Genomic DNA, 26,099 nt, shown 5'->3' with positions numbered 1-26,099 from the left:
TGCCCATGGACGATCAGAACGCTGAAAAAACCACTGCAACGGCAGCAGAAAATGTGAAAGAAGCGGTGGTATTACTGCATGGCCTGGCCCGAACGCCGGCAGCATTTAACCTTCTGGCCCGGTTTCTGGAAGAGGCCGGTTATCAGGTTGTGAATCAGGGCTATCCATCCACATCTGAACCGGTTGAAGCGCTGGCAGAGCCGGCGATCAGCACTGCCCTTGAAGCCTGCAAAGGGGCTTCCAGAGTGCATTTTGTAACTCACTCCATGGGCGGTATCTTACTGCGTTATTTTTTGCGTCAGCAAACCATTACCGGACTTGGCCGGGTGGTCATGCTCGGGCCGCCAAACGGTGGCAGTGAAGTGGTTGATAAGCTGGGCTGGTTACCGCCGTTCCGTTGGATAAACGGCCCGGCCGGCTTACAGCTGGGCACCCGCGGTCTACCGGTGCAACTGGGACCGTTCAGTGGTGAACTGGGCATTATCGCCGGTACCCGCAGTGTGAATCCCTGGTTATCTTTACTGATACCCGGCACTAATGACGGTAAGGTGTCGGTGGTACATACCCGGCTTGAAGGAATGCAGGATCATCTGATCATGCCGGTGACCCATACCTTCATGATGCAGAACCGCAAGGTGATGGCCCAGACATTGTTTTTCCTGCGCAACGGTACTTTTAAGCGCTGAAACAGAAGGCCAGTATTCAGATCCTGTGGGGATCAAGTTGTGTACTGGTTACCTTATAGCCCAGCAGAACCACTCTGCCACGGGCGCGGTCTTCGCCATTGGCGGTGAAATCGAACAGGTAAGAACGCCAGATACGGAACCGGCCGGTTTCATCCCGCTTCAGCCAGAAACCCCGTAAATAGATACTTTCATCCAGCAGCTGGACGTCCATATCTTTGCAGTAGGCTTTTGCCGCACGCAGGGCGATGTCTTTTACTTTCAGTGAATGCCACCAGTGCCAGCAACCGACACAAATCAGGCATAGCCAGAATAAAGCTTTTAAATCTATATACATACGGGCATTTCTACTGGAAAGACACACTGGCAAGTTAGCATAGCTGCCGGGGGATGCCAACCGGCTGTAAGGCTGGCTCCGGCATTTGGCTATACCGTATAAGCCTATGTTTATACAGTGCAATTTAACCCCGGCATGATTAGAATGAAGGCTCCTTTCTGCTACCGGGTTGTGAATGTGGAACCGTTGTCCCTGTTTGTTCAAGAAAACTGGCTGAATATACTGGCACTTGTTTGGTTTTTAATGTGTTTCAAGGGCTATAACCTTTACAGCAAGAAGAAGGCCAAAACCTGTCACTGCCTTGCCAGTGTGATGCACTCTTACCGGCTCGACTGGATGACTCAGGTGCTGCACCGGGATGTCCGGATTGCCGATGCAACAGTGATTTCCAATCTGGAACGGGGGGTATCTTTCTTTGCCTCTTCTACAATCCTGATACTGGCCGGTTTAATGACCGTGCTCGGATCCACTGAAAAAGCCATCGACATTGTCGGTGATATTCCGTTTGCCACCCATGCCACCAAGGCCGAATGGGAGCTGAAACTGCTGGTGCTGATTGGCATGTTTATTTATGCCTTCTTCAAGTTCACCTGGAGCCTGCGGCAGTACGGCTTTACCTCGGTGATGATCGGTGGTGCGCCGATGCCCAGTGAAGGCGTGCAGGAAAAAGAGCTGATGAGCCATGCTAACCGTATTGCCATCATGAGCTCGCTGGCGGCCAATAACTTTAACCTGGGGCTACGCACCTATTACTTCAGCATGGCGGTACTGGGCTGGTTCATTAATCCCTGGCTGTTCATGGCACTGTCAGGCGGGGTACTGTTTGTACTCTACCGACGTGAATTTAAGTCGGCCACATTACTGCAACTGGTCAGCAGTCAGGCTGATCCGGGGCTCAAGGATTAATTTTGCTGGACCTAAACGGCGTACGGATTTTTGTCCAGGTAGTGGATGCCGGTGGTTTCAGTGCTGCCGGCAGAGTGCTGGGGCTGCCAAAATCCACCATTAGCCGTAAGCTGTCTCAACTGGAATCTGATCTGGGGGTGCGTTTACTGAAGCGCTCCACCCGCTCACTGACCCTCACCGAACAGGGCAGTACGTTTTATCAGCGCTGCCGTTTGATCGTGCAGCAGGCGCAGGATGCTGAAAGTGAAATGCTGGACAGCCTGGCGGCACCCCGGGGCATACTGCGGGTCTCGGCCCCGGTAGAAGAAGGTAACGATGTGCTGGGGCCGGTCATTGCAGATTACCTGATGAAGTACCCGGAAGTTGAGTTACAGCTGCACCTGACCAATGAATTCGTGGACCTGGTGGGGGGCGAGTATGACGTTGCCGTCCGGGCCGGCGAATTGCCGGACTCATCTCTGATCGCGGTGAAGTTATTCAGCGAAACCATGACCCCTTATGCATCGCCGGAGTACCTGCAGAAACACGGTACGCCGACAGACATTGCTCAGTTGGCGGAACATAGCTGTTTTCTTTATGGTGAACGCACTGCCAAGGTCGTTCATCAGTTCATCAACGACGGTAAGCGCGACAAAGTCATCTTGTCAGGCCGTATGGCGGTGAACAGCCTGGGGTTTATTAAAAATGTCACCCTGCGGGGAGGGGGCATAGGTTTTCTGCCGAAACACCTGTGTAAACAGGAAGAGGCAAGCGGCGAGCTGGTGGCGTTTTTGCCCGAATGGCGCTACCCGGAGGGCGGTGTGTACGCGGTGTATCCTCACCGTAAGCTGATGTCCCCTAAGGTACGCAGCTTTGTTGATCATCTCCGGGAATATTTTGCTGAGGCTTAGCCCGGTCACTGAGTAAATACCTTTTAAGTTTCCCGGGAATTTTACGTTTCAGCGTATCAGCTAAAAGTTCCTTATTTATTGTTCCTTGAGTGGAACAATCCTTCTCAAATAACCTGTCTAATCATATACGGGCAACAATAGTATTCTCATATCCGTCGATTAATTAACCGGGTACGGCCAGAGCTTGCAAAGAAAAGTTGCAAAGCTAAGCGCCGGACTCACTGACCGAGAATGAGATTATTATGAAAAAAACACTCGCACTGTGTTCCTTAGGATTAGCGATGGCACTGCCTGTATCTGCGGCAGATTATGAGTTTGATAAGGCGCACACCAACATTCAGTTCGGTGTTAACCACAACGGCATTTCCAATTTTCTGGGTCAGTTTCAGGATTTTACCGGCAAGTTCGATATCAACGAAGAAGATCTGACCCAGTCTTCCTTTGATGTGGTGATTAAAACCGCCAGTGTAGATACCGATGTACCGGCGCTGGATGATCACCTGAAGAATGAAGATTTCTTCGACGTGACTAAATACCCGGAAATGCGCTTCAAGAGTGAGCGGATTGTGCAGGTCGCTGCGGATAAGTATGCCGTGGAAGGCCAGCTGACCATGCTGGATAAAACCCTGCCGGTCACGCTGGATGCCCGTCTGAACTTTCAGGGCCGGCACCCGCTGGCAGATTTCTTCCCGGCCTATGACACCCAGTACCTGGGCTTTTCTGCGACCACCAGTATCCGCCGTACAGATTTTGGCATGATGACCTACGCGCCAATGCTGGGGGATCAGGTAAACATTACCATCGAAACTGAACTGAAGCGTACACCGTAACGGCTATGTCGGGATCGCAACGGTATGACCGGGTCAGCCGGATATTTCACTGGCTGACCGTTCCTCTGGTGCTGACACTGCTGGTGATTGGCTGGCTGATGGTAGATATGCCATTGGGGCTGAAGCGGTTTGATACGGTCAATCTGCATAAGTCCCTCGGAGTGCTGCTGTTACTGCTGACGCTGATGCGCCTGTTACACCACTGGGTGATCAGGCCGGCTGCGCAGATGCCCGCGAATGCGGCAGCCAGAATGGCCCACCGGTTACTGTATTTGTGTTTGCTCGGCCTGCCGCTGAGTGGCTGGCTGATGTCTAACGCAGCAGGGTTCAGTGTTACGGTTTATGGCACGGCTACTTTGCCGGTATTACTGGCGGAAAACCCGTTTCTCAGAGATGTGTTTACTGCTGTGCATGAATGGCTGGGCTGGGGCTTGTGTGCATTACTGGTGGGGCATATCGGTGCGGTGATATGGCACCGCTGCTGGCTGAAAGATGATGTCTGGCAGCGGATGCGTCCTTATGATTAATAACCGGAGTAGCGGTGTGAGAAGAGTAAAGCAGAGTCTGCTGGCGCTGACGCTGGGGTTAGGTATGCTGATCAGTGCGGCTGCCAGCGCAGCAGAGCTGGTCAGGGAAAACAGTGAGATCCGCTTCAGTGGTACACAGATGGGCAGAGTATTTGAAGGTCAGGCGGACACATACACGGCAACGGCTGATTTCAGCGCAGCAGGCCAACTGACCGCCCTGCAGTTACAGATCCGTGCGGATTCGCTGGATACTCAGAATGCTGAACGGGATCAGGTGCTGCACGGAGATGAGTGGCTGGATGCGGCGGTGTTTCCTGAAATGCGCTTCGAAGGCCAGTCTGCTGACGGTGAGTTTATCCGTGGCTTTCTCACCATCCGTGATAAAACCTTGCCACTGGATCTGGCGGTGAACACTGACACAGAAAACCGTCTGGTGAGCCTCAGTGCCGAAGGGGAGTTCGACCGTCTGGCCTTTGGGCTTGGCAGCGGCGAATGGCTGGACACAGCCGTCGTGGGGGCAGCCGTTAAATTCAGTGCCAGGCTAAGCTTTGCACCGTAACCGTATTCAGGAGAAGCATGATGAATAAAGCGGCAGGGTGGATTATCGCCGGGATGTTAACCCTGAGCGTGACGTCTTTCAGTATTGCGTTACAGGCGAATCATCTGGCAGAAAAATCAGCGTATTTTAATGACCGGGGCACCTTCTATAACTGGTTTGACTTTGTGGATGTGAAGGAAACTGTACCGGGTGTTTTCTCCCTGAAATTTAAAAATGAGCAGGAGTTCTACTACAACCACTTTGTGGTGACCTCCGCAGGTGTTGTGGTATTTGATCCCCTGTCAGACAGCGCCGCCGAAGCCATGGTGGATGTTATCCGGGAAAAAGCACCGGGCCAGCCGCTGGCTGCTATTGTGTATTCCCACCTGCATACGGACCATATCGCTGGTGCCCGGGTGCTGCGTAAAGCGTTTGGTTCAGATACTCCGATCATCGCCCATAAACGTACCCGACGGTATTTCAGTATCAGGAAGGTGCCGTTTATTGATATGCCCACCGAGGTCGTGGGAGACGAAGGTAAAACCTATCAGTTCGGCGATACCGAGATTCAGCTGCAGTATCTGGGGGATGTACACACCGCCTCCATCCTGGTGCCGGTGCTGCCTGAGAAGCGTGTGGCCTATACCGTGGATTATATCAACGGTGATGTGGTGGGCTGGACCGACTTGCCGGGTATCAATCTGGATGTGCTGATGGCCCAGCAGCGCAGAACCCTTGAGCTGGATGCCGATACGTTTTTATTCGGTCACGGTGCACCGGGTAATAAAGCCACGCTGCAGCGGCAGATTGATTATTTTACTGCGCTTCAGGCTGAAGCACGCAAAGCGCTTGCTGCCGGGTGGACGGAAGATCAGGCCGCAGAGCGTATCGAGCTTGAAGCGTTCCGGCACTTTGCTAACTACGATGACTGGTTTGAAGGCAACGTCCGGGCATTCTACCGCTGGGAAAAGAACCGCTGAGCGCATCTGAAGAAAGGGGCCGGTGACAGGTATTATTTTTATCCCTGCCGGCCTTGAAATCTGTTTGCCTACCCCCATTTTGAATGCAGGGTTAAGGAATCTGACATTTAATTTTGCCGCCTGCTTTCACCGAGCAGCTGTTTTACAGCAGATTCCGTAATTATTGTTTCAAGCTTGGGATTGAATAATGAGCACAGATACTCAGAAAGAAACACTTGGTTTTCAGACCGAAGTTAAGCAGCTTTTACATTTAATGATTCACTCTTTGTACTCCAACAAAGAGATCTTCCTGCGTGAGCTGGTATCCAATGCATCGGATGCTGCTGACAAGCTGCGTTTCCAGGCGCTTTCTGACAACGCCTTATATGAAGGTGACGGCGAACTGCGTATTCGTATCGACTTTGATGCTGATGCCAAAACCGTCACCATTGATGACAACGGCATCGGTATGAACCGTCAGGACGTTGTTGATCACCTGGGTACTATCGCTAAGTCCGGTACCTCTCAGTTCCTGTCGTCCCTGAGCGGCGACCAGAAGAAAGATTCTCAGCTGATCGGTCAGTTCGGGGTAGGTTTCTACTCGGCTTTCATCGTGGCTGATAAAGTTGACGTTTACACCCGTAAAGCAGGTGAGTCTGCTGCAGAAGGTGTTCACTGGGCATCTGCCGGTGAAGGTGAGTTCAGCGTTGAAACCGTTGAAAAAGCCGAGCGTGGTACCCGTATCGTACTGCACCTGAAAGAAGGTGAAGAAGAGTTTGCTAACGGTTTCCGCCTGCGTACCCTGATCCGTAAATATTCCGACCACATCTCCCTGCCGGTGATCATGCAGTCTGAGCCAATGCCTGCGGCTGAAGGTGAAGAGCAGAAAGAGCCGGAAGATGAAACCGTTAACACTGCAACAGCGCTGTGGACCCGTTCCAAGAGTGAAATCTCTGACGAAGAATACGGTGAGTTCTACAAGCACATTTCCCACGACTTCCAGGAGCCGGCGAAATGGAGCCACAACCGGGTTGAAGGTAAGCTGGAATACACCAGCCTGTTATACGTACCTTCCCACGCACCCCATGACCTGTGGAACCGTGATACTCCCCGTGGCCTGAAACTGTACGTGCAGCGTGTATTCATCATGGATGACGCTGATCAGTTCCTGCCAATGTACCTGCGTTTCATGAAGGGTGTGGTGGACACTAATGATCTGTCCCTGAACGTATCCCGTGAGATTCTGCAGAAGGATCCGGTGGTTGATAAGCTGCGTGCAGCACTGACCAAGCGTGCGCTGGATATGCTGGGTAAAGTGGCTAAAAACGATCCGGAAAAATACGCGTCTCTGTGGTCTTCCTTCGGTGAAGTGCTGAAAGAAGGTCCGGCGGAAGATCACGCTAACCGTGAAACCGTTTGTAAGCTGCTGCGTTTTGCTTCTACTCACAACGCTGACTCTGCCCAGAGTGTATCGCTGGAAGATTACGTTTCCCGCATGCAGGAAGGTCAGGAAAAGATTTACTACACCGTTGCTGAAAACTACAACACCGCGAAGAACAGCCCGCATCTGGAAATTTTCCGTAAGAAGGGCATCGAAGTTCTGCTGATGTCTGACCGGGTTGATGAGTGGTTGATGAGCCACCTGTTCGACTTCGACGGCAAGTCATTCCAGGACGTGAGCAAAGGCGAGCTGGATTTGGGTGAAGTTGAGAACGAAGAAGAGAAGCAGGCACAGGAAGAAGTCGCTAAGGAACTGGAAGGTCTGGTTGAGCGCCTGACCACTGGTCTGGGTGACAAAGTAAGCGAAGTACGCATTACTCACCGTCTGACGGATTCTCCGGCCTGTGTGGTTCTGGGTGCTTACGATATGGGCATGCAGATGCGTAAGATCATGGAAGCGGCCGGTCAGGAAGTACCGGAAAGCAAGCCGATCTTTGAAGTTAACCCTGAGCACCCGCTGATTACCAAGCTGGATCAGGAAGCGGATGAAGACCGCTTCAACGAACTGAGCCTGGTGGTATTCGAGCAGGCTCAGCTTGCGGCCGGCGGCACGCTGGATGATCCGGCGGCTTACGTTAACCGTCTGAACAAGCTGCTGGTAACTATGATTGGTTAACAGCCGGATCGGTTAAAAGCCGTTTGTGTTAAAGCCGGCGTTTTTGTATCCGCCGGCCATAAACAGAAAAACGCAGTCATCTGACTGCGTTTTTTTATGCCTGTAAAAGCGGGGGGTTATGCCGCGGCCTGTTCCAGATATTTGCGCAAATCAACCGGATCGATCTGTTCATCCGGGAGAAACTTTTTGGCGTATTGCAGATAAGTACCGCTTTCCAGGAAGAGGAGGAACAGTTCCATGTCGACGTGTTCATCCAGCGCCATTTTGTACATGATATCGACGGCAACACTGAGCGGTTTGGCTTTTTTATATGGCCGGTCTGCGGCGGTGAGGGCTTCAAAAATATCGGCAATCACCAGGATACGTTCCGGTATTGAAAGGTCCTCGGCTGTCAGTTTACGGGGGTAACCGGTGCCCTTAAGGGTTTCATGATGGGTAGTGGCATAGCGGGGTACCTTGCTGAGCTCTTCCGGGAAGGGCAGTGCTTCAAGGATCTTGATACCACTGATGACGTGTTCGTTAATTTTAAAGCGGTCCTCGGCATTTAAGGTGCCACGTCCGATAGACAGGTTATAAATTTCACCCTGATTGTAGAGGTGCTCCGGTACGTCCATTTTTATATTAAACTTCGGATCGAACTGCATTTCCCGGTCCCGTTTAATGATGTGTTCGGGCCGGTCTGCCAGCAGGGGTTCCGCCACCGGTAAAGATTGTTCTGTTGCGGGGCGGTTCATTTCTTCCAGCGGGCCGAGTCCCAGACGGTCGTCGAAATGGCGCATCCAGGTTTGCTGGCTGATCGCTTTGATCCGTTCTACCTTCTCATCACTGATAAATTCACCACCGACATTGGCGCTGGCAATAAAGCGGAATTCTTCCTGTAAACGGTTTTGCTGTTGCTGCAGTTTGGCGGCAGCAATGCTTTCAGATTCAGGGTTCTTCTGCAGGGTTTTCAGGTACTCAATTTCTGCGTCCCGCCAGAGCACTTCAAAGCGGGTCCGTACTTCATGAATCCGGTTGTAATTGGCTTCAAGCTTGGTGCCTTTATCGACGATAAACTCCGGCGTGGTGATCTTTCCGCAGTCGTGTAACCAGGCGGCGATGCGGAATTCCCGGCGTTCGTTGTCATTGGCAAAACGGAATTTTCTGAATTTGCCTTTGTTGCTGTCTTCAGCGGCTTTCGCCAGCATCAGGCCCAGTTCCGGCACCCGGTTACAGTGTCCGGCAGTGTAAGGGGATTTATCATCGATCGCCTGAGCGGTCAGGCGAATAAAGGCTTCGATGAAATCATTCTGATCCTGTTGGTGTTTCTTAATATCTTTGGACATGTCCAGCACAGAGTTAGACAGCTGCCAGATTTCTTTTATGCGGGTGTCCACCAGTTGTATTTCATCAAAACGGCGTTCTTTCACTTTCTTGGTTTCTTCTTTCAGTGAGGTGATCGCCCGCACAATCGGGGAACCGAACCACCAGGCGAAAGGCACCAGTAACAACAGAACGGCGCCGGTCATCAGGGTAGAGGTAATGATCTGCCCAAAGACGGCTTCAGTGACAATTTTTTCCGGTATGACGACGGCAAAAAACTCCTTATTCCAGCCCTGACCGTGCAGCGGGGTGACATAAAAGAATTTGTTGCTGCCGTTAACCTCCATTTTGATCATGTTCTGCTGTACAGACGGATTCCGTGATAAGTCCAGTAGCTGATCGTAAGGGACAAAGTTATTGTGTTGCGTGTGAATGCCTTCACTGAGCCATTTTTCATCGAGCACTTCTCTCTGTGCCGGCGTAACATTTGCCAGCGCGAGATTCATGATCTCCATCAGTTCTGCCTGGTCAGGTTGCAGATACAGGTGCAGGTCCAGTTTTTTCAGCTCCGGGAGCATAATGACCTTCAGCATGTTGCCAATACTGGTTTTGCTGAAATGCTTGAGGGTGGAACTGACATGGACAATGGCGTCGATGCGGCCGTTCTGTAATGCCTTAATGGTGGTTTCCAGATCAGGAAAACCCTGCAGGGTTGCTTCAACGCCCTGACGTTTGAGTAATTCAGTTAATCCCTGACCATAGGGCAGTCCCAGCCTCAGACCGTTCAGGTCGCTCAGCTTTGAGATACCGGTGGTGTGCTTTTCAACCGCAACGGCCAGTGCTTTGGTATACATGGGCTGACTGATTTCGCCCCGGTTGGCTTTCAGGCCGGACACCGAATGCAGTATGTCGATATCCCCGTCGTGAAATTTACTTTGCAGTTCGTTGAGGCTGAAGCCGTTGATGAACTCAAATTTCAGGCCGGTCATTTCAGAAACCAGGGTTAACAAATCAATGGCATAACCTTTAGGTTCGCCGGCGACTGAATAGTCCAGCGGTGGCCAGTTGGTCTGGTTAGACACCGTCAGGGAGCTGATAGCATTAATCAGCCGCTGCTGGTCTGGGGATAGTTGAAGTGGCTCAGAGGCGGGGATCTCAAGTTGCTGGGCCGTATTCTGGTTTGAAGCGATGAGCTCGCCGTTATGACTGAATATAAATGACTCGATACCCTGCTGATCTTCCAGCCCCAGTGATGCTGCCGAGAGTTTTGAATTCACTGAGGAAAGCACGATATCGATACCCAGCACGGCTTTAGGAGTTCTGATTGAATAAGTCTGGCCGGTGAGTTTCAGGTGTTTGAAAAGATAGGGATCTGTTTTATGAACCTTATTTGCTGTGGCTGCGTTATACCAGGGGCGCTGGGTTGGAAAGTAGTTACTGATTTTTGAAGTGCTGTTGGTCAGGTTTAACTGACTGTCGTAGTAATGGGTGTTTCTGATGCGCTGGCCGGTTTCACTGCTGATTTTTATGATAACCCAGTGGTCTTTATCGGCGGCGAATATTTTTTCGCGAACCACCGGTGACGATTCAAGATTAATCACCTGGTAGAAATCTTCGTCAGGCTTACCGTAGTAGATGCTGTAAAACATCGGGTTGTCCTGCAGTACCTGAACTAGCAGATCCCGGATTTCCTGTTCAGAGAATTTATGCTGGCTGGTGACTGAAACGTCTTTCAGAACCTTTATACTTCTGGAGGCATCAATGTCGATCCCCTGGATGTAGGCGCTTATTTTGGAAGAGGCTGTCGTGAGCTTGGTTAATACCAGCTCTTCTGACATGGCCCGGCCAAAATGAAATTGCAGGCTGAGTGCAAAGACAGCGGTTAAACCGGTGACCATCAAAAAGATGCATCCAACGGTAAACCGGATGGAAAATTTTCTGGCGTGCAGTACGGCATTATCCATGTCTGATGTACCCTCCCATGGCACCTGACGATGTCTGTAAGTGTTCCGGTTCTTGCCGCTAATCCTCAGGTTTTCGCGAGAAAACTGATTGTTGGGGGAGGTACATCAAGCAACAGACTTCAGCCTAACTGGTCACCTTTGTAGCATAAAAGAGACACTTTGGATCGGCTGGGGCTATAAGCTGACTGACGGGTCTGTTTTTTTGATTCTGTAAGATGGATGGATTTTATATTTAAAATCATATAGTTATATGTTTATAAGCAGTATTTTCTGTTATGGGCTGCGGGTGCCCATATTAGGTATTCTTGCCTGTTAAACGGTTTTTTTTACTGTACATCGGGAGTGCATAACATACTGATTTTTATATTGGCAGACTGCAGTGATGCTGTAATCTGGCTATGTTCCGGGCCGGCTTCTGTTTACGTTATCGGTCAGTGATTACAGTTGTTATTACACGCCAGAAAAATTGTTTCTGAATAGAACGCAAGAACCTGAGTGTTTTACCCGGGGCGCTGGCATACATTGGCTATATCAGTAGCCGGTGAAAGGAATTTATATGAAACAGACAATGAATCTTCAGGAGTGGGGGCTGTTAATCAGTCTGGCAATTATCTGGGGAGGCTCGTATTTCTTTGTCGATATTGCACTGACACAGTTGCCGGTTTTCAGCATTGTACTGTTGCGGGTTGCCGGTGCGGCGCTGTTGCTGTTTGCGCTGGTATATATGCTGGGGCAGCGGATGCCGTTCAACTGGCCGGCCTGGCGGGGGATGCTCTGTATCGGGTTGTTGAATAATGCGGCACCTTTTTGCCTGATCGTCTGGGGGCAGACCTACATCAGTGGCGGGCTGGCGTCGGTGCTGATCGCGATGACGCCGGTGTTCAGTATTCTGGTATTGCGGGGGCTGGGCATCGAAAAGCAGATAGGTGCCGGTAAACTGGTGGGGCTGGTGCTGGGTATCACCGGTGTTGCAGTGATTATCGGCCCGGATGTGTTTGCCGGTCTGAAAGGAGATCTTACCGCGCAGCTGGCGATTCTGCTGGCGGCATTCAGTTATGCCTGTGCCGGTGTGTACGGTAAACGTTTGCAGGGCCAGGGTTACAGTACGCTGGTCATAACTGCCGGTCAGGTCACCGCTTCTACGCTGCTGTTATTGCCGGTGGTGCTATGGGCCGATCAGCCATGGTTACTGCCTATGCCGGATACCAACGTATTACTGGCTGTTGCGGCACTGGCCCTGATCTGTACGGCGCTTGCCTATATTATTTATTTCCGGATTCTTTCCACGGCGGGCCCGACCAACTTACTTCTGGTAACGTTTTTGGCGCCGGTTAGTGCTATTAGTCTGGGGGCGGTATTTCTTGGTCAGTCTTTATCTGCTGAGCATTATCTGGGCATTCTTCTGGTGGGAGCCGGATTGCTGGCGATCGACGGCAGGGCGGTGAAACTGTTCGCCGGTTCAAAGGTGAATCAGCAGGAGGTAATGAAATGAGTATGTTGTTTGCTGATGATGACAGCCGCTGGCAGGCGGTATGCGACCGGAACCTGGCGGCCAGCGGTCAGTTTTATTATGCGGTGCTGAGTACCGGTATTTACTGCCGTCCGGGATGTTCGTCCCGGCAGCCAAAACGGGAAAATGTTCGCTTCTTTGAAAATACCGAGAAGGCGACAGAAGCGGGGTTTCGTGCCTGTAAGCGTTGTAAACCGCAGGACAGCTCCGCGACAGATGCACTGGTTGAAGTGGTGGTGAAGGCCTGCCGGTATATTGAGCAGGCCGAAGACAGTGTTGATCTTGCTGAACTGGCAGAGCATGCGCAATTAAGTATCTGGCACTTTCAGCGGTTGTTTACCCGGCTGGTTGGCGTGAGTCCGAAAGCCTATCAGCGCAACCACCGGAATAAGCGTTTTAGTGAGGCGTTGCTGGATCAGGTCAGTGTGACGGAGGCAGTCTATGCCTCCGGTATTGGCTCAGCGGCTTCCGTGTACAGCCATAACCGGCTGGGAATGACCCCTTCGCAGTTCCGTAAAGGCGGAAAAGGTCAGCAGATTTATTATTGCACCGGCGCAAGCGTGCTCGGTCCGCTGGTCATGGCAGTAAGTGCCCGGGGTATCTGCTGTGTTGAATTTCTGGATGCCGGTGCGGATGTGCAACAGGTACTGAAGGCGCGTTTTCCCGCAGCAGAGCTGATTGCTGCCAGGCATGAATTATCTGATTTACTGGCGGAAGTACTGGCATTTGTAGAGGCACCCCAGGCGGACTGTGAGTTACCGCTGGATATTCAGGGAACCGCGTTTCAGGAGCGGGTCTGGCAGGCGCTGCAGGAAATTCCGGTGGGCCAGACAATGAGTTATAGTCAGCTCGCAGCATCGGTAGGGCAACCCACCGCAAGCCGGGCAGTGGCTGGTGCCTGTGGTGCGAATAAGCTGGCGGTGCTGGTGCCCTGTCACCGGATTGTACGCAGCGACGGCGGTTTGAGCGGTTACCGCTGGGGAACAGAGCGCAAGCAACAGTTGCTGAATAATGAAGAACAGCTGCAGAAAAACCGTGAGCATGATTAGCAGGCCCAGAATTAACAGCAACAGACTTAACAGGAACAGTGATGCTACAGACAGATAATACGGTTTTAACCGGACCCGTCGACCAGGGATATGCGCAATCCAGCGGCCTTTACTGGCAGGCGTATGGTCATGTGGCTGATCCTGTGGTGCTGATGATCCGGGGGCTGGGATCACAGCTGATTCACTGGCCGGAAAATCTGTTGCAGCGTATCGCCGGTGAAGGTTACCGGGTGGTGGTATTTGATAACCGGGATTCCGGACTGTCTGATAAACATCAGGCACTGACCGGCAACATGCTGGCGCAACGATTACAGCAGGCCTGGCGGGGAGAAACCGTTACCCCGGCTTATACCCTCACGGATATGGCAGCAGATGTGGCGCGTCTGATGGACGAGCTGGAGATTCCTGAAGCCCATATTCTGGGCGGATCAATGGGAGGGCTGATCGCCCAGATTTTTGCCGCTCACTGGCCGGAGAGAACCCTGAGTCTGAGCGTGGTGTTTTCCACCTCGCTTGATCCTCAGTTACCCAAAGGCCATGGCTGGCATTTACTCTATGACGATAATCAGGCCCCGGTGGCAGCACCGAGAAGCCTTCCTGATGACCCGAATACATTTGCAGATATGGTCCGGGCTTCAGCCGCAGAGAGTGCCCTGTACACCGGCACAGACCATCGGCCGACTGATGAACAGCAACTGCAGTTGGCGGAGCAGGCGCTAAGCCGCTGTTATTGCCCTGAAGGCTATATGCGCCAGTTACTGGCGATTCTCTGTCATTCTGATTTACGGGAAGCTAACCGGTCGATAACCGCGCCGGCGCTGATATTTCACGGTGCAGCGGACCCGATCTTTCCGGTTGCCTGCGCACAAAGCATTGCCGACAGCATAGACGGTGCCCGTCTGGAAGTGCTGGCAGGCTGGGGGCATGACTTACCCGACAGCATGCATGACTGGTTTATTAGCCGGCTGACAGGCTTGCTGCGTGTGAGTGAAACTGATGTTGCCTGTTCGGCTGGTTAACCGGCTTAAGTTAGGCTTTGCCATCCTGGTTGTGCTTATAGCCGGGGTTTTGCTGTTCAGTTCGTCGGAGGGTGAAGGGTTCACGATGGCTGATTTGGTGCTGGCGATCGCCGGGCTTCTGCTCAGCGGTACGGTCGCTGCATCGGTGAAGGTCGCTGCACTGAATACCCTGGCGGTTGCACTCGCCCGGGTGTCGGGCATCTTGTCGGTATTTGCGCTGATTCTGCTGATCGCCGCCGGCACACTCGGCGGCGGTTTCAACCTGTCTTCAGAGAATGCGGGAACGGCTGTCTTGCTGGGGCTGCTGTCGCTGACAGGATTGTCGGCGCTGCTCTGGCCGCACCGGCAGGGGACTGCTGCCGGTTCCTGATTTTGCTTGCCGGGTTTTACCTGGCTGTTTTTACTTAGCTGGTTTTACCTGGTTGCTTCTATTTGCCCCAGCGGCGAACCCGGCCCACATCCAGGTGAACAAAGTCACTGCGGGTATAGAGACCAACGCCGCCGCCTTTAACAGCCAGTGCTGCTTTCTGGATGTCTTTCACATCAACTCCCGGGATACGGATGTCGATGGCTTTGCCCTGCATGTGCAGGCTCTTTTTCGCAACCTTGGTGCTGTTCTTGCGCAACTTTTCGTTGGTGGCCGGTGAACGGTAAGCGGAAATGACATGGAAGGGTTTATTAGTTCCCAGTGCGGTACGTACGTCGTACAACAGGTTCAGCAGTTCCGGGTTCATGGTATATACCTCACCGTTATGATGATCCCGTAACAGGTAGTTCACGTCGGACATTTCTGTAGCGACAAACTGGTTGCCACTGAAAAACGTCGTCGACAGGGATTCACCGGTATGTAGGTGTAAGAAATCCAGTTGCTTGTCTGCATGAGAAGCTAGTGGCATTTCTTTACCGGATGCTAACGGGGCAGGCATCTGCATCTGGTTGATCTGTGAAAAGGCGTTAGGGGCCAGAGACAGGCCGGTGAAGCCGCTGAGGGTGCGCAGAAATTTTCTGCGGCTGTGAAGCTGTTTAGACATAGTGTGCGTGGGTGTTACCAGTCAACGAATACTACCAGGGCGGCCGCATTGGCCGCCCTGAATCATGGCTGGGGATTATGCCCGAAAGCACCTGTGCTGTACATAAAATGATCACTAATTATGTGCTTCAGGCGATGATGATATGTCTGCCTGTGCGGTCTCCAGTACCGGCTGAGCAGTGGTTTTATTTATGATATCAGCAAGTTGCTGCTGGTGTTCCTGAATTTGCCAGCGGTCGCGTTTATACAAATCTTCGCGAAAATTTAATGTCCCCTGAGGGGCAATCCAGGCCGTCCAGTAGGTAACATGCAGATTAACCGGTTCCTGAAGCGGTAATGTTTCGGTTTCGGAATGCTCAAGTATGGGGTCCAGCGGTACCGTTTCCGGTTCACTCAGTGCCAACAGGGTGTCTGCCAGCTCCCGTGCTTTAGCTACCCGTATGCAGCCGGAACTGAATGCCCGGCGGTGTTCATCGAACAGCCGCGGTGCGGAGGTGTCGTGCAGGTAGATTGCATACTGGCTTTGGGAGACAAACTTAATCCGTCCCAGTGTGTTGCCGGCGCCGGGCGGTTCCCATAACCGTTGGAATTCTTCACCCTGATACATTTTATTCAGATCTATATTTTCCTCAGCAACCGGGGTGGATGAGTGCCAGCCGGAGAGTACCTGCAGGTTTTTCCGTGCCAGATACTCCGGGTCTGCCTGCCAACGGGGCAGAATATCTTTGAAGGCAATGCTGCGGGGCACGTTCCAGGAGGGGTTAATTACCAGTGCCTGGATATGGGTGTCGAATACCGGGGTTTTACGGGTTTTTCTGCCGACGATGGTTTTCATCTCCAGCAGGAGTTTCTGCTGATCAAATAACCGCAGACGAAATTCCGGAATATTCACCTGAATAAACCGGTTACTGATTTTCTCAGCAAACTGGTTCTGGCGATGAATGTTCAGGGCTAGCTGCTGAATGCGGTGGGCCGGTGGAATATTCAGTGCTTTGCGGCTTTGCGGGCCGAGGATGCCATCCACTTTAATGCCGTGGCGTTGCTGAAAATGCATCAGCGCCTGCTCCAGATGAATGTCGAAATACTCATTGCTTCCAGCAGTGTCCGGATCGGTATACGGCGCGGAGAGATCACCCAGCAGTAACAGCTGCTGGCGCATGATTGCCAGATCCGGGTGGTTGTCATCCAGCCGTAGCAGTTTGTTGGTTTTCCGCAGAGTGGGCCAGGGCAAGGTACTCAGGGTCTGATAAAAGCCGATTGCCTGTTGCAGGTTTTTAAAATCGTAGGGTTTGGTATCCAGGGGGGTAATAGAAGGGCGGTTGGCACATGCTGTTGCTGCTAAGCAGAGCAGCAGAAAGAAGACGAAAGTGTGCAAGGTAAACGGGGGCAGTGCTGGCTGACGGATCGTTCGGCAAAACATGACATACTCCTCCCTGCGGGTGAAGCCGGTCAGCGACTGTCGGTGGTGAAGCGGGCAGTGCCTGCAAAATGTATGCTGTCAGTCGTTCTTTATTCCGGTGGCTCCCACAGAATTACTGCATAGTGGCGAGCAGCTGAGATGTTCCCGGGTCATGCTGCGGTCTTGCTATGTAGCGGCTAAAAACACTATTCAAAATGAATCTAAGTACCGGTAAGTACAGTCCGGGTTGGAGTGTTCTTCAAGTTATTTTCTGACCGGATGTCAAAATGAAACGGCTGTTTTATGGCTGTTTTGCGGTTGTTTTATAGCGGACAGGCAATAAAAAACCGGGCAGTTGCCCGGTTTTCTTTTAGCAGCAGAATTAGCCCTGCAGTGCTTTCTTGATGCGGCCGATGGCGTCGTCCAGTACATCCATAGAGGTAGCGAAAGACAGACGCATGTTGCCCGGTGCACCGAACGCAGAACCCGGTACCAGTGCAACACCGGCTTCCTGCAGCAGGAATTCAGCCAGTGCGATGTCATCAGCAAAACGGTCATCGTTGTCGATAACAGCGTGGAAGCTTGGGAACGCGTAGAACGTGCCATCAACGTCCAGGCAGTCAACGCCTTCGATTTCATTCAGCTTGCTAACAACGAAGTCACGACGTTCCTGGAACGCAACCAGCATTTCGTTAACACATTCCAGACCACCTTCCAGCGCAGCTTCAGCTGCTACCTGAGAGATAGAAGTCGGGTTTGATGTGCTCTGAGACTGAATCTTTTTCATTGCACCGATCAGCTTCGCAGGACCTGCTGCGTAACCGATACGCCAGCCTGTCATAGAGTAAGCCTTGGATACACCGTTCAGTACGATGGTACGGTCATACAGTTCAGGGCAGGCATTCAGGATGTTCACGAATGGTTTGTCGTCGAACATGATGTGCTCGTACATGTCATCGCTGGCAACCATCACGTGCGGATGCTTCTTCAGCACTTCACCCAGAGCTTTCAGCTCGTCCAGTTCGTAAGCAACACCGGTCGGGTTAGAGGGGCTGTTCAGAACCAGCAGCTTGGTGCGTTCAGTGATGGCCGCTTCCAGCTGTTCCGGCGTAATTTTGAAACGGGCAGCCTGTTCAGTGGTCACGATAACCGGCTTACCTTCACCCATCAGAACCATGTCCGGGTAAGACACCCAGTACGGCGCAGGGATGATGACTTCATCACCTTTGTTCAGCAGGGCCATCGACAGGTTGAAGAAGCTCTGCTTACCACCACATGACACCAGAATCTGGTTAGCTTCGTAATCAAAGCCGTTATCACGTTTAAATTTATTAATAATCGCGGTTTTCAGAGCTGGCGTACCGTCAACAGCGGTGTATTTGGTGAAGCCGTTGTTCAGCGCGGTAATCGCTGCGGTTTTAATGTGTTCCGGGGTGTCAAAATCTGGTTCGCCGGCACCCAGGCCGATAATGTTTTGACCCGCTGCACGTAATTCGGCAGCACGGTTGGTCACCGCCAGTGTCGGGGAAGGTTTGATACTGTTTACGCGGTCGGAAAGTTGCATATCCAAGCCCATATCCTCTGAAAATGTGGATTTATTCCACGGTCGATTAACCGCACAATCATACCGGAAACCAATGTGAGGAAGCATCCCCCTGAACCGTAAAAAAGCGACATATTTGTGAAATAACGCTTTGTTTTTTAAATTCGTGCTACAGATTCGTTTGTCCCTCTTTCGGCCTGCCGGGTATAATCCCCGATTCTCTTATTTTTGCAGCAGCACAAGCGAACTCACATTATGAAGCAACGCTTTCAGGTAAAGTCGAATTTCCAGCCGGCCGGCGATCAGCCAACCGCAATTGAAGGGCTGGTTACGGGTATCAATGCAGGATTAACTGCGCAGACTTTGCTTGGGGTAACCGGATCAGGCAAAACCTTTACCGTTGCGAATGTGGTGGCAGAGCTGCAGCGGCCAACCATCGTGCTGGCCCATAACAAAACCCTGGCAGCCCAGCTTTACGGTGAGTTCAGAGAGTTCTTCCCGAATAACTCGGTTGAGTACTTCGTGTCTTACTACGATTATTACCAGCCGGAAGCCTACGTACCTTCTTCAGATACTTTCATCGAGAAAGATGCATCCATAAACGATCACATCGAACAGATGCGATTGTCGGCCACCAAAGCGCTGCTGGAACGTGAAGACGCCATCATTGTTGCGACGGTATCGGCGATTTACGGTCTGGGTGATCCTAAGTCTTATCTGGGTATGATGCTGCATCTGGACCGGGGCGATGAGATTGATCAGCGCTTTATTCTGCGCCGTTTAGCTGAGCTTCAGTACACCCGTAATGATATCGAGCTGCACCGGGGTACTTACCGGGTGCGCGGGGATGTGATTGATGTCTTCCCGGCGGAATCCGAAAAAGAAGCGGTGCGTATCGAGCTGTTTGATGACGAAGTGGAAAACATCAGCTACTTCGACCCGCTGACCGGTGAAGTGCTGCGCAAAGTGCCCCGGGCAACCATTTACCCGAAATCCCACTATGTTACCCCGCGGGAAATTCTGGTGGCTGCGGTCGACAAGATCAAAGTGGAACTGCAGGAACGCCTTAAGCAGTTACGTGACCACGATAAACTGGTGGAAGCCCAGCGTCTTGAACAGCGCACCCTCTATGATATGGAAATGATCATGGAGCTTGGCTACTGCTCGGGGATCGAAAACTATTCCCGTTACCTGTCCGGCCGTGATCCCGGTGCAGCACCACCAACATTATTCGACTACCTGCCGGACAACGCACTGGTAGTCATTGATGAATCCCACGTGACGGTGCCGCAGTTAGGTGCCATGTATAAAGGTGACCGTTCCCGTAAGGAAACTTTGGTGGAATACGGTTTCCGGCTGCCGTCTGCGCTGGATAACCGGCCGATGCGTTTTGAGGAGTGGGAGTCTGTCTCTCCACAGATGATTTTTGTCTCCGCAACACCGGGTAAATATGAGGCAGAAAATGCCGGGCAGGTGGTGGAGCAGGTAGTACGCCCAACCGGTCTGCTGGATCCGGTGGTGGAAGTGCGGCCGGCACAAACCCAGGTCGATAACCTGCTGGGTGAAATTAATAAAGTCACCGCCAATAAAGAACGTGTCATCGTTACCGTCTTGACCAAGCGGATGGCGGAAGACCTTACTGAGTATCTGGATGAGCACGGGGTTCGGGTGCGTTATCTCCACTCGGATATCGATACCGTGGAACGGGTGGAAATTATCCGCGATCTGCGGATCGGTGAGTTCGACGTGCTGGTAGGGATCAACCTGCTGCGTGAAGGTATTGATATGCCGGAAGTAGGGCTGGTGGCCATACTTGATGCAGATAAGGAAGGCTTCCTGCGTTCTGAAACCTCGATGATTCAGACCATTGGCCGGGCGGCCCGTAACATCAATGGCCGGGCGATTCTGTATGCGGACCGGGTAACGGGCTCCATGCAGCGGGCGATGGATGAAACCGAGCGTCGCCGTGAAAAGCAGATGCTGCATAACGAGAAACACGGCATTGTGCCGCAGGGCATTAAGAAGTCGGTTGCCGACATTATGGAAGGGGCTTCGTCTATTCCGGGCCGTAAGAGTACTAAGGCGGCGAAGAAGGTGGCTGAAGCGACCGCAGAGTACAATGTTGATCCGTCACAACTGAGCGGGCCGGAGCTGGCTAAAGCCATGAGCAAGCTGGAAGATCAGATGTATGAAGCGGCGAAAAACCTTGAGTTTGAGAAAGCCGCCCATTTCCGGGATCAGCTGGAAAAGCTCAAGCACAGCGGCTTATAAGATCGAACTTAACGGAAAGCCCGGCACCTGCCGGGCTTTTTTGTGCCTGCGGTTTGCTTAATAAACTTAACTTGTCGGATATGTCCTGAATGTCCGGTTTGTCTGATAAGTCGCATTTGTCTGAAAAGGTGTCTAGTATAGAGAGGAATAAAGGAGCCTCCATGCAGACATTGACCAGTGGCAAGATTGCCACTCTGTGTAACGTAAATCCCCGAACGGTATTGCGCTGGATCACCAGCGGCAAGCTGAAAGCATTCCGCTTGCCCGGGGGCAATCACCGGGTACAGGAAGGTGATTTTATCGCCTTTCTGGAAGAAAACGGGCTGCCTGTTCCGGCTGAATTGCAGGGCACAGCCAGCCCTGAAGGCAAACCTTCTGCAACAGAAACGGCAGGCGTCAGTGTTCCTAAGGTGCTGATTGTTGACGATGAAAAAGATGTCCGCCGGGCCATTAACCGGGTATTACGGCCATTACGCTGGGAGTTACATGAAGCGGCTGACGGATTTCAGGCCGGTAGCCTGATGCTGCAGGAAAAGCCGGATCTGGTGTTATTGGATCTGAGTATGCCCGGGCTCGATGGCTATGAAGTCATCCGCTATATCCGGGGGAACCGGCAGATTAGTGACTGCCGGATTCTGGTGATTTCTGCCTTGCCACCGGCTGCACTGAAAAAGGCTTTGGATAGCGGTGCCGATGAGGTTCTGGCCAAGCCTTTTGATAACCAGAGGCTGCGGGAACTGGCACAACAACTGGTCATGAATTCAAACCGTAAGGAAGCCTGAACGTCCGAACATATTTGCCTTATGAATAGGGAGTAACCGATATGCAGCTACGTCTGATCATTTTTCTGATGGTGTGTGTCCTGGCATGGCCGGTTCTCGCCCGGGATAACCTCATGCGGCTGTATATTGATGCGGACAACAGCATTTCGCGGCAGGCAACTGAATCGATTTACCGGGGCATTTATACGGCGCTGAAGGAACGTGACTTTCTGATCGAAGGCTATCTGTTTGAAATAGTAATCCGGGATCACCGGGGCAACTCGTCCCGCAGCAAGGTAAACTTGGAAGCCTTTCTGAAGGATGATCGGGGCCTGTTGGTGTTCAGCGGTTTGCATTCGCCTCCGCTGCTGGCGAATCAGTCATTCATTAACCGGCAAAAAATTCTGTTACTGGACCCCTGGGCGGCAGCGGCGCCTATTACCCGCAGTAAAGAGGCGGAAAACTGGATCTACCGGTTGTCGGTGGATGACAGTAAGGCCGGTGAGTTTATCACTGCCTACTCAGTGGATACTGAAGGTTTCAGCCGTCCCTATCTGTTGCTTGAAAATACCGGCTGGGGACGTTCAAACGAAAAAAATATGCTCCGCGCGCTGGCAGCCAGAAACCTGAAGGCGGCCGGGGTCAGCTGGTTTAACTGGTCGCTGGGGCAATACAATGCCAGAACCATTTTACGTACGGCCCGTGACTCCGGTGCGGATGTGATCTTTCTGGTGGCCAACGCGCCGGAAGGCAAAGTGTTGCTGCAGGCAATGGCGGAAGATCCTTCCCTGAAGTTACCGGTTCGCAGTCACTGGGGGATTACCGGCGGCGATTTCGCCACAGATGTATCTGCTGAAGCCCGCCAGCAGGCTGACCTTAAATTTATCCAGACCCGTTTTTCATTTCTCGAATTGCCCCGGACGCCGCTGGCAGAGCAGGTGCTGCAACAAACCCGCGAGAACTTTTCCGATGTGATCAGCGCCCGGGATATTAAGGCCCCGGCAGGATTTATTCATGCCTATGACCTGACCCGGTTGATGATCGCCGCCATCGAACAGGCGGGGCTGACGGGAGATGTGATCGCTGACCGGGCGGCTATCCGCGCTGCGCTTAACCGGTTGCAGGTACCGGTTGAAGGGCTGATCAAAACCTACCGGCAACCTTTTTCTGCGTTCAGCCCGGATCAGCCGGATGCCCATGAGGCCCTCGGGACTGAGGATTTGCGCATGGCCCGCTACAACGGGCAGGGGAATATCATTCTGGAGTCTGAATAACTATGTCAGTACAGCAAGCACCGCAGCAAAATGCACGTAAACCCAGTATTGCCAGAGGGGTTGCCCGCCTGACCGCCCTTAGTATTGCGATCATGGGCATTCTGGTGGTGCTGCTGGTTGGTTTACGGATTAACGGTGTCATGCAGGAGTTGCGGCAGGAGCATCTGCATCATGAAAGCCAGATTCTGGTGGCTGAGTTTGAACGTTTTCTTGCCAATCAAATGATCGTGTTACGTGACCATGCGGCGTTCCCGGTGATGCGTCAGGGGGTACTGCAGCCTGAACAGATGCGCGGCTATGTCAGTGACTTTATGCAGAATCTCTCGGTGATTGGCCGTCGTTATAAAGAAACCCTGGTGGATTTTCAGGGGCGTACAGTTTATTCGACCCGGCCGGAACTGGAGGCGGATTACAGCCATGCCCCATGGATGCAAAAAGTGATCAGCGGTGAGGTATCCGAACTGGTGATGCTGCATGCCATCCGCGGTGAATATTACTGGTGCATTGTCATTCCGGTGGAATATCAGGGATTTGCGGAAGGGGCACTGATTACAGAAATCCCCCTGAGTGCCATGAGTAACGATTACCAACTGAATGAGCGTCTCAGTGATATGTATATTCGCCTGCTGCAGGGGGATCAGGAAGTGGCCCATTACGGCCAGCCACAACCGGGCGGTGCGGTGTACCTGGCTGATTGGCCGGCACAGAACCTGCGGTTTGAGTTTCAGGTAGACGATACAGCCATGCATAACCAGCGCTGGGAAATTTTGATGCAACTGGTGTTGCTGGTGGCATCGGTGGCCATCGCCATGGTGTTGCTGGCCTACCGCTGGGGACAAAGGGCGATTGCCCGGCCGATTCTGTATCTGCAGCAGGAGATACGCCGCCTGAGTGTCAGTAAAAACAAAGACCCGATCGATGAAACCAGTGCATGGCGGGAAGTTCAGGATGTGGCCAGAGGCTTTAACCGGATGCTGCGACGGATCGACCGGCGAGAACAGCAGTTAAAGCATTCTAATCAGGACCTTGCCCGCATGAACCGGCAATTGCAGCAAAGCCAGGATCAACTGGTCCATGCAGAGAAAATGGCCAGTCTGGGTACGCTGGCAGCTGGGGTTGCTCATGAAATCAATAACCCGATCGGTTATGTCAAAAGTAATCTGGGCACCCTTGAGGGATACCTGGCATCTATGCTGCGCTATCAGCAGTTCATTGACCGGCACAGTGAAGCATGGCTGGAAGCCTTTCCTGAGCAACGTAAGCAACTGGCTGAACTCAGGCAGAGCGCTGATATTGACTATGTCATGGAAGATGCACCGCAACTGATCAGTGAATCCACAGCCGGGGTTGAAAGGGTGGCGGATATCGTTACTAACCTGAAGAGCTTTGCCCATGTGGGTGAAACGGAAATGGCCCGGGTGGATATGAATGTCATTATTCAGGATACCCTGAAGGTCATCTGGAACGAGTTGAAATACAAAACCTCTGTGTATGAAGACTATGGTGATTTACCGGAAATTGATGCCAATGCCGGCCAGCTTCAGCAGGTGATTATTAATTTACTGATGAATGCCGTACAGGCGATTGAGACCCGCGGGGATATATTTATAGCCAGCCGTTATTGTGACGGTCAGATAATAATCAGCGTTCGGGATACAGGTTGTGGGATCGCTGCCGACAACATGAAAGACCTGTTTACGCCGTTCTATACCAGCAAAAAAGTGGGTGAAGGTACCGGGTTGGGCCTTTCTATCAGCCATGGCATTATCGAAAAGCATGGCGGTTCGATAAAGGTTACCAGCGAGCCTGGCAAGGGCACTGAATTCCAGATCTCACTGCCGGCAAATACCGCAGCGGTACAGCAGGATTAAACACAACCGGCAGGTTTTACCTATTTACAGGGAGCGGCATGGATACTGATTACCGATCGATTCTTCTGGTGGATGATGACGCTGAATACCTGGCGGCGCTGAAAGCGCTGCTGGAGCCTGTCGGGCACCATATACACTGCGCTGAATCCGGAGAGGCCGGTCTGGCTATTCTGGAAGATATTCCCATGGATTTGGTGATCAGTGACATGAACATGCCCAACATGAGCGGCGATGAGTTTCTCAGTGAAGTGGCTGCCAAATGGCCGGAAACTGAACGCATCGGCATGACCGCGTCCGTTGAGTCGGAAGTAACCGTTCGGGCCATCAATAAAGGTAAGGTCAGCCGTTTTCTTCTCAAACCCTGGGAAGATGACGAAATGTTGCAGGCGGTGGAGAAATGTTTACAGCTGGGGCAGCTAAAACGGGAAAACGAACAGCTGCATGAATTGACGCTGGAAAGTAATAAGCAGCTGAAAAAACTCACCCGTAAACTGGCCGGTGCCGTTGAAGACCGGACTGCCCGGTTGTTACATAGCCATACCGAGCTTAAGAGCAGTTACCGTTCAGTGGTGCGGATGTTTTCCGCACTGACTGCCCGACGACTGGGACAATTGGCGGAAGACAATGTCAGGCTGAATAAGCTGATGGTCACAGTGGCCAAACTCAGCCCTCTGAAGGGCGGCGATTTAAAGCAGCTCTATTACGCCTGGCAGTTACGTAACATCGGCAAACTGAGTTTTGATGATCAACTCATTAAGCCTGCCTATCTCCAGCTGTCGCCGGCCCGGCAGCGTCTGTATCGCCGACATCCTCTGCTGGCACAGGCACAGATTATGCTGGTTAAGCCGCTTTATGACGCCGGCAAGATTATTGCTCAGCATAAAGAATATCTGGATGGCAGCGGATATCCCTCAGGCCTGAAGGCGGACGAAATAAGCCTTGGAGCCCAGTATCTGTGCGTCGTAAATGACTACGTGGAGCTGGTGAACGGTCATTATTCTGAGCGGGCTTACAGCACCGCAGAAGCCATCCGTTATATGCAGGACACCGCTGAAGAACGTTATAACCCTGAAGCACTGAAAACACTGGTTAAGGCTCTGCAGGAACTTAATAAGCAGGGGGCTGCTCTTAAGGATGAATATATTGGCAGTGTGGAACTGAAGCCGGGTATGAAGCTGACCCGTGACCTTCTCAGTGAACAGCATGTACTCCTGCTCAGTGCCGGTATGGTCATGGATGACGTGGCCATCGAACGCTTGCGGGAAATGGAATTTAATCTGGGAGAGCACTTCCGGATTTATATTCAGCAGCGTAAATGAG

22 protein-coding genes are annotated in these 26,099 nt (G+C 52.2%); 17 read left to right on the top strand and 5 right to left on the bottom strand.

The genetic code is table 11. The annotated features are described in order from the left end of the window. The first annotated feature begins 5 nt into the window (after window positions 1-5). Window positions 6-686 carry an alpha/beta hydrolase gene (locus JYB63_RS04910; protein ID WP_205656670.1) on the top strand — a complete coding sequence of 227 codons (681 nt, stop codon included), beginning with the start codon at window positions 6-8 and terminating at the stop codon, window positions 684-686. A gap of 16 nt (window positions 687-702) precedes the next feature. Here the strand turns inward: JYB63_RS04910 and JYB63_RS04905 are convergent, their stop codons facing one another. Further along, window positions 703-1,020, bottom strand: a complete 318-nt coding sequence (locus JYB63_RS04905; protein ID WP_205656669.1) for a DUF3301 domain-containing protein — start codon at window positions 1,018-1,020, stop codon at window positions 703-705. Window positions 1,021-1,164: 144 nt separating this feature from the next. Between JYB63_RS04905 and JYB63_RS04900 the strand changes: the two genes are divergently transcribed. From JYB63_RS04900 to htpG, 7 genes are all read left to right on the top strand, one after another. Beyond that, window positions 1,165-1,926: a DUF599 domain-containing protein gene (locus JYB63_RS04900; protein WP_207758289.1), complete on the top strand. Its 762-nt coding sequence runs from the start codon at window positions 1,165-1,167 to the stop codon at window positions 1,924-1,926. Between the two features lie 2 nt (window positions 1,927-1,928). Beyond that, entirely contained in the window at window positions 1,929-2,816 is an 888-nt protein-coding gene (locus JYB63_RS04895; protein ID WP_205656668.1) for a LysR family transcriptional regulator, read from the top strand. A gap of 242 nt (window positions 2,817-3,058) precedes the next feature. Further along, window positions 3,059-3,646, top strand: a complete 588-nt coding sequence (locus JYB63_RS04890; protein WP_205656667.1) for a YceI family protein — start codon at window positions 3,059-3,061, stop codon at window positions 3,644-3,646. Between the two features lie 5 nt (window positions 3,647-3,651). Further along, window positions 3,652-4,173, top strand: a complete 522-nt coding sequence (locus JYB63_RS04885) for a cytochrome b/b6 domain-containing protein (RefSeq protein ID WP_205656666.1) — start codon at window positions 3,652-3,654, stop codon at window positions 4,171-4,173. 16 nt (window positions 4,174-4,189) lie between these two features. Continuing rightward, complete coding sequence (locus JYB63_RS04880) at window positions 4,190-4,732, top strand: YceI family protein (RefSeq protein ID WP_205656665.1); 543 nt, start codon at window positions 4,190-4,192, stop codon at window positions 4,730-4,732. Between the two features lie 17 nt (window positions 4,733-4,749). Then, a complete protein-coding gene (locus tag JYB63_RS04875) occupies window positions 4,750-5,691 on the top strand; it encodes an MBL fold metallo-hydrolase (RefSeq protein WP_205656664.1) in 942 nt (313 codons plus the stop codon). A gap of 187 nt (window positions 5,692-5,878) precedes the next feature. Continuing rightward, the gene (gene htpG, locus JYB63_RS04870) at window positions 5,879-7,786 is read left to right on the top strand and encodes a molecular chaperone HtpG (RefSeq protein WP_205656663.1); all 1,908 of its coding nucleotides are present in this window, start codon (window positions 5,879-5,881) and stop codon (window positions 7,784-7,786) included. A 116-nt stretch (window positions 7,787-7,902) separates the two neighbouring features. Here the strand turns inward: htpG and JYB63_RS04865 are convergent, their stop codons facing one another. Next, window positions 7,903-11,052: an HD domain-containing phosphohydrolase gene (locus tag JYB63_RS04865; protein ID WP_205656662.1), complete on the bottom strand. Its 3,150-nt coding sequence runs from the start codon at window positions 11,050-11,052 to the stop codon at window positions 7,903-7,905. 556 nt (window positions 11,053-11,608) lie between these two features. Between JYB63_RS04865 and JYB63_RS04860 the strand changes: the two genes are divergently transcribed. From JYB63_RS04860 to JYB63_RS04845, 4 genes are all read left to right on the top strand, one after another. After that, window positions 11,609-12,544, top strand: a complete 936-nt coding sequence (locus JYB63_RS04860; protein WP_205656661.1) for a DMT family transporter — start codon at window positions 11,609-11,611, stop codon at window positions 12,542-12,544. Beyond that, a complete protein-coding gene (gene ada / locus JYB63_RS04855) occupies window positions 12,541-13,611 on the top strand; it encodes a bifunctional DNA-binding transcriptional regulator/O6-methylguanine-DNA methyltransferase Ada (protein ID WP_205656660.1) in 1,071 nt (356 codons plus the stop codon). The genes JYB63_RS04860 and ada overlap by 4 nt, the downstream gene beginning before the upstream one ends. Before the next feature lie 41 nt (window positions 13,612-13,652). Continuing rightward, the gene (locus tag JYB63_RS04850; protein ID WP_205656659.1) at window positions 13,653-14,630 is read left to right on the top strand and encodes an alpha/beta fold hydrolase; all 978 of its coding nucleotides are present in this window, start codon (window positions 13,653-13,655) and stop codon (window positions 14,628-14,630) included. A gap of 85 nt (window positions 14,631-14,715) precedes the next feature. Beyond that, entirely contained in the window at window positions 14,716-15,000 is a 285-nt protein-coding gene (locus tag JYB63_RS04845; RefSeq protein WP_205656658.1) for a hypothetical protein, read from the top strand. 58 nt (window positions 15,001-15,058) lie between these two features. Here the strand turns inward: JYB63_RS04845 and mepK are convergent, their stop codons facing one another. From mepK to JYB63_RS04830, 3 genes are all read right to left on the bottom strand, one after another. Beyond that, entirely contained in the window at window positions 15,059-15,661 is a 603-nt protein-coding gene (gene mepK, locus JYB63_RS04840) for a peptidoglycan L,D-endopeptidase MepK (protein WP_243431800.1), read from the bottom strand. A gap of 114 nt (window positions 15,662-15,775) precedes the next feature. Then, complete coding sequence (locus tag JYB63_RS04835) at window positions 15,776-17,080, bottom strand: L,D-transpeptidase family protein (RefSeq protein WP_205656657.1); 1,305 nt, start codon at window positions 17,078-17,080, stop codon at window positions 15,776-15,778. A 361-nt stretch (window positions 17,081-17,441) separates the two neighbouring features. Next, window positions 17,442-18,623: a pyridoxal phosphate-dependent aminotransferase gene (locus JYB63_RS04830; RefSeq protein WP_336510852.1), complete on the bottom strand. Its 1,182-nt coding sequence runs from the start codon at window positions 18,621-18,623 to the stop codon at window positions 17,442-17,444. Between the two features lie 234 nt (window positions 18,624-18,857). Between JYB63_RS04830 and uvrB the strand changes: the two genes are divergently transcribed. The 5 genes from uvrB to nosR all read left to right on the top strand — a co-directional run bounded on the left by uvrB (window position 18,858) and on the right by nosR (window position 26,098). Beyond that, window positions 18,858-20,873 (top strand): excinuclease ABC subunit UvrB, encoded by a 2,016-nt coding sequence (gene uvrB, locus JYB63_RS04825; protein ID WP_205656655.1) that lies wholly within the window; start codon window positions 18,858-18,860, stop codon window positions 20,871-20,873. A 161-nt stretch (window positions 20,874-21,034) separates the two neighbouring features. Continuing rightward, window positions 21,035-21,655, top strand: coding sequence for a response regulator (locus JYB63_RS04820; RefSeq protein ID WP_205656654.1), 621 nt, complete (start codon window positions 21,035-21,037; stop codon window positions 21,653-21,655). A gap of 41 nt (window positions 21,656-21,696) precedes the next feature. After that, the gene (locus tag JYB63_RS04815; RefSeq protein WP_205656653.1) at window positions 21,697-22,908 is read left to right on the top strand and encodes an ABC transporter substrate-binding protein; all 1,212 of its coding nucleotides are present in this window, start codon (window positions 21,697-21,699) and stop codon (window positions 22,906-22,908) included. A gap of 2 nt (window positions 22,909-22,910) precedes the next feature. After that, window positions 22,911-24,779, top strand: a complete 1,869-nt coding sequence (locus tag JYB63_RS23490) for a sensor histidine kinase (protein WP_205656652.1) — start codon at window positions 22,911-22,913, stop codon at window positions 24,777-24,779. Between the two features lie 38 nt (window positions 24,780-24,817). After that, window positions 24,818-26,098 carry a response regulator c-di-GMP phosphodiesterase, NosR family gene (gene nosR / locus JYB63_RS04805; protein WP_205656651.1) on the top strand — a complete coding sequence of 427 codons (1,281 nt, stop codon included), beginning with the start codon at window positions 24,818-24,820 and terminating at the stop codon, window positions 26,096-26,098. Window position 26,099 lies beyond the last annotated feature (1 nt).

Source organism: Aliamphritea spongicola, from assembly GCF_017051665.1.
In the GTDB taxonomy this organism is placed as follows: domain Bacteria; phylum Pseudomonadota; class Gammaproteobacteria; order Pseudomonadales; family Balneatricaceae; genus Amphritea; species Amphritea spongicola.
Note: the sequence above shows the minus strand (reverse complement) of the source record. Positions and strands in the feature narration are given on the sequence as shown.

Excerpts from the sequence above, each read along its gene's own strand:
- JYB63_RS04910 (WP_205656670.1), top strand. The coding sequence starts at position 6 with ATGGACGATCAGAACGCTGAAAAAACCACTGCAACGGCAGCAGAAAAT.
- JYB63_RS04905 (WP_205656669.1), bottom strand. The coding sequence starts at position 1,020 with ATGTATATAGATTTAAAAGCTTTATTCTGGCTATGCCTGATTTGTGTC.
- JYB63_RS04900 (WP_207758289.1), top strand. The coding sequence starts at position 1,165 with ATGAAGGCTCCTTTCTGCTACCGGGTTGTGAATGTGGAACCGTTGTCC.
- JYB63_RS04890 (WP_205656667.1), top strand. The coding sequence starts at position 3,059 with ATGAAAAAAACACTCGCACTGTGTTCCTTAGGATTAGCGATGGCACTG.
- JYB63_RS04885 (WP_205656666.1), top strand. The coding sequence starts at position 3,652 with ATGTCGGGATCGCAACGGTATGACCGGGTCAGCCGGATATTTCACTGG.
- JYB63_RS04875 (WP_205656664.1), top strand. The coding sequence starts at position 4,750 with ATGATGAATAAAGCGGCAGGGTGGATTATCGCCGGGATGTTAACCCTG.
- htpG (WP_205656663.1), top strand. The coding sequence starts at position 5,879 with ATGAGCACAGATACTCAGAAAGAAACACTTGGTTTTCAGACCGAAGTT.
- JYB63_RS04865 (WP_205656662.1), bottom strand. The coding sequence starts at position 11,052 with ATGGATAATGCCGTACTGCACGCCAGAAAATTTTCCATCCGGTTTACC.
- JYB63_RS04860 (WP_205656661.1), top strand. The coding sequence starts at position 11,609 with ATGAAACAGACAATGAATCTTCAGGAGTGGGGGCTGTTAATCAGTCTG.
- ada (WP_205656660.1), top strand. The coding sequence starts at position 12,541 with ATGAGTATGTTGTTTGCTGATGATGACAGCCGCTGGCAGGCGGTATGC.
- JYB63_RS04850 (WP_205656659.1), top strand. The coding sequence starts at position 13,653 with ATGCTACAGACAGATAATACGGTTTTAACCGGACCCGTCGACCAGGGA.
- JYB63_RS04845 (WP_205656658.1), top strand. The coding sequence starts at position 14,716 with ATGGCTGATTTGGTGCTGGCGATCGCCGGGCTTCTGCTCAGCGGTACG.
- mepK (WP_243431800.1), bottom strand. The coding sequence starts at position 15,661 with ATGTCTAAACAGCTTCACAGCCGCAGAAAATTTCTGCGCACCCTCAGC.
- JYB63_RS04835 (WP_205656657.1), bottom strand. The coding sequence starts at position 17,080 with ATGTTTTGCCGAACGATCCGTCAGCCAGCACTGCCCCCGTTTACCTTG.
- JYB63_RS04830 (WP_336510852.1), bottom strand. The coding sequence starts at position 18,623 with ATGCAACTTTCCGACCGCGTAAACAGTATCAAACCTTCCCCGACACTG.
- uvrB (WP_205656655.1), top strand. The coding sequence starts at position 18,858 with ATGAAGCAACGCTTTCAGGTAAAGTCGAATTTCCAGCCGGCCGGCGAT.
- JYB63_RS04820 (WP_205656654.1), top strand. The coding sequence starts at position 21,035 with ATGCAGACATTGACCAGTGGCAAGATTGCCACTCTGTGTAACGTAAAT.
- JYB63_RS04815 (WP_205656653.1), top strand. The coding sequence starts at position 21,697 with ATGCAGCTACGTCTGATCATTTTTCTGATGGTGTGTGTCCTGGCATGG.
- JYB63_RS23490 (WP_205656652.1), top strand. The coding sequence starts at position 22,911 with ATGTCAGTACAGCAAGCACCGCAGCAAAATGCACGTAAACCCAGTATT.
- nosR (WP_205656651.1), top strand. The coding sequence starts at position 24,818 with ATGGATACTGATTACCGATCGATTCTTCTGGTGGATGATGACGCTGAA.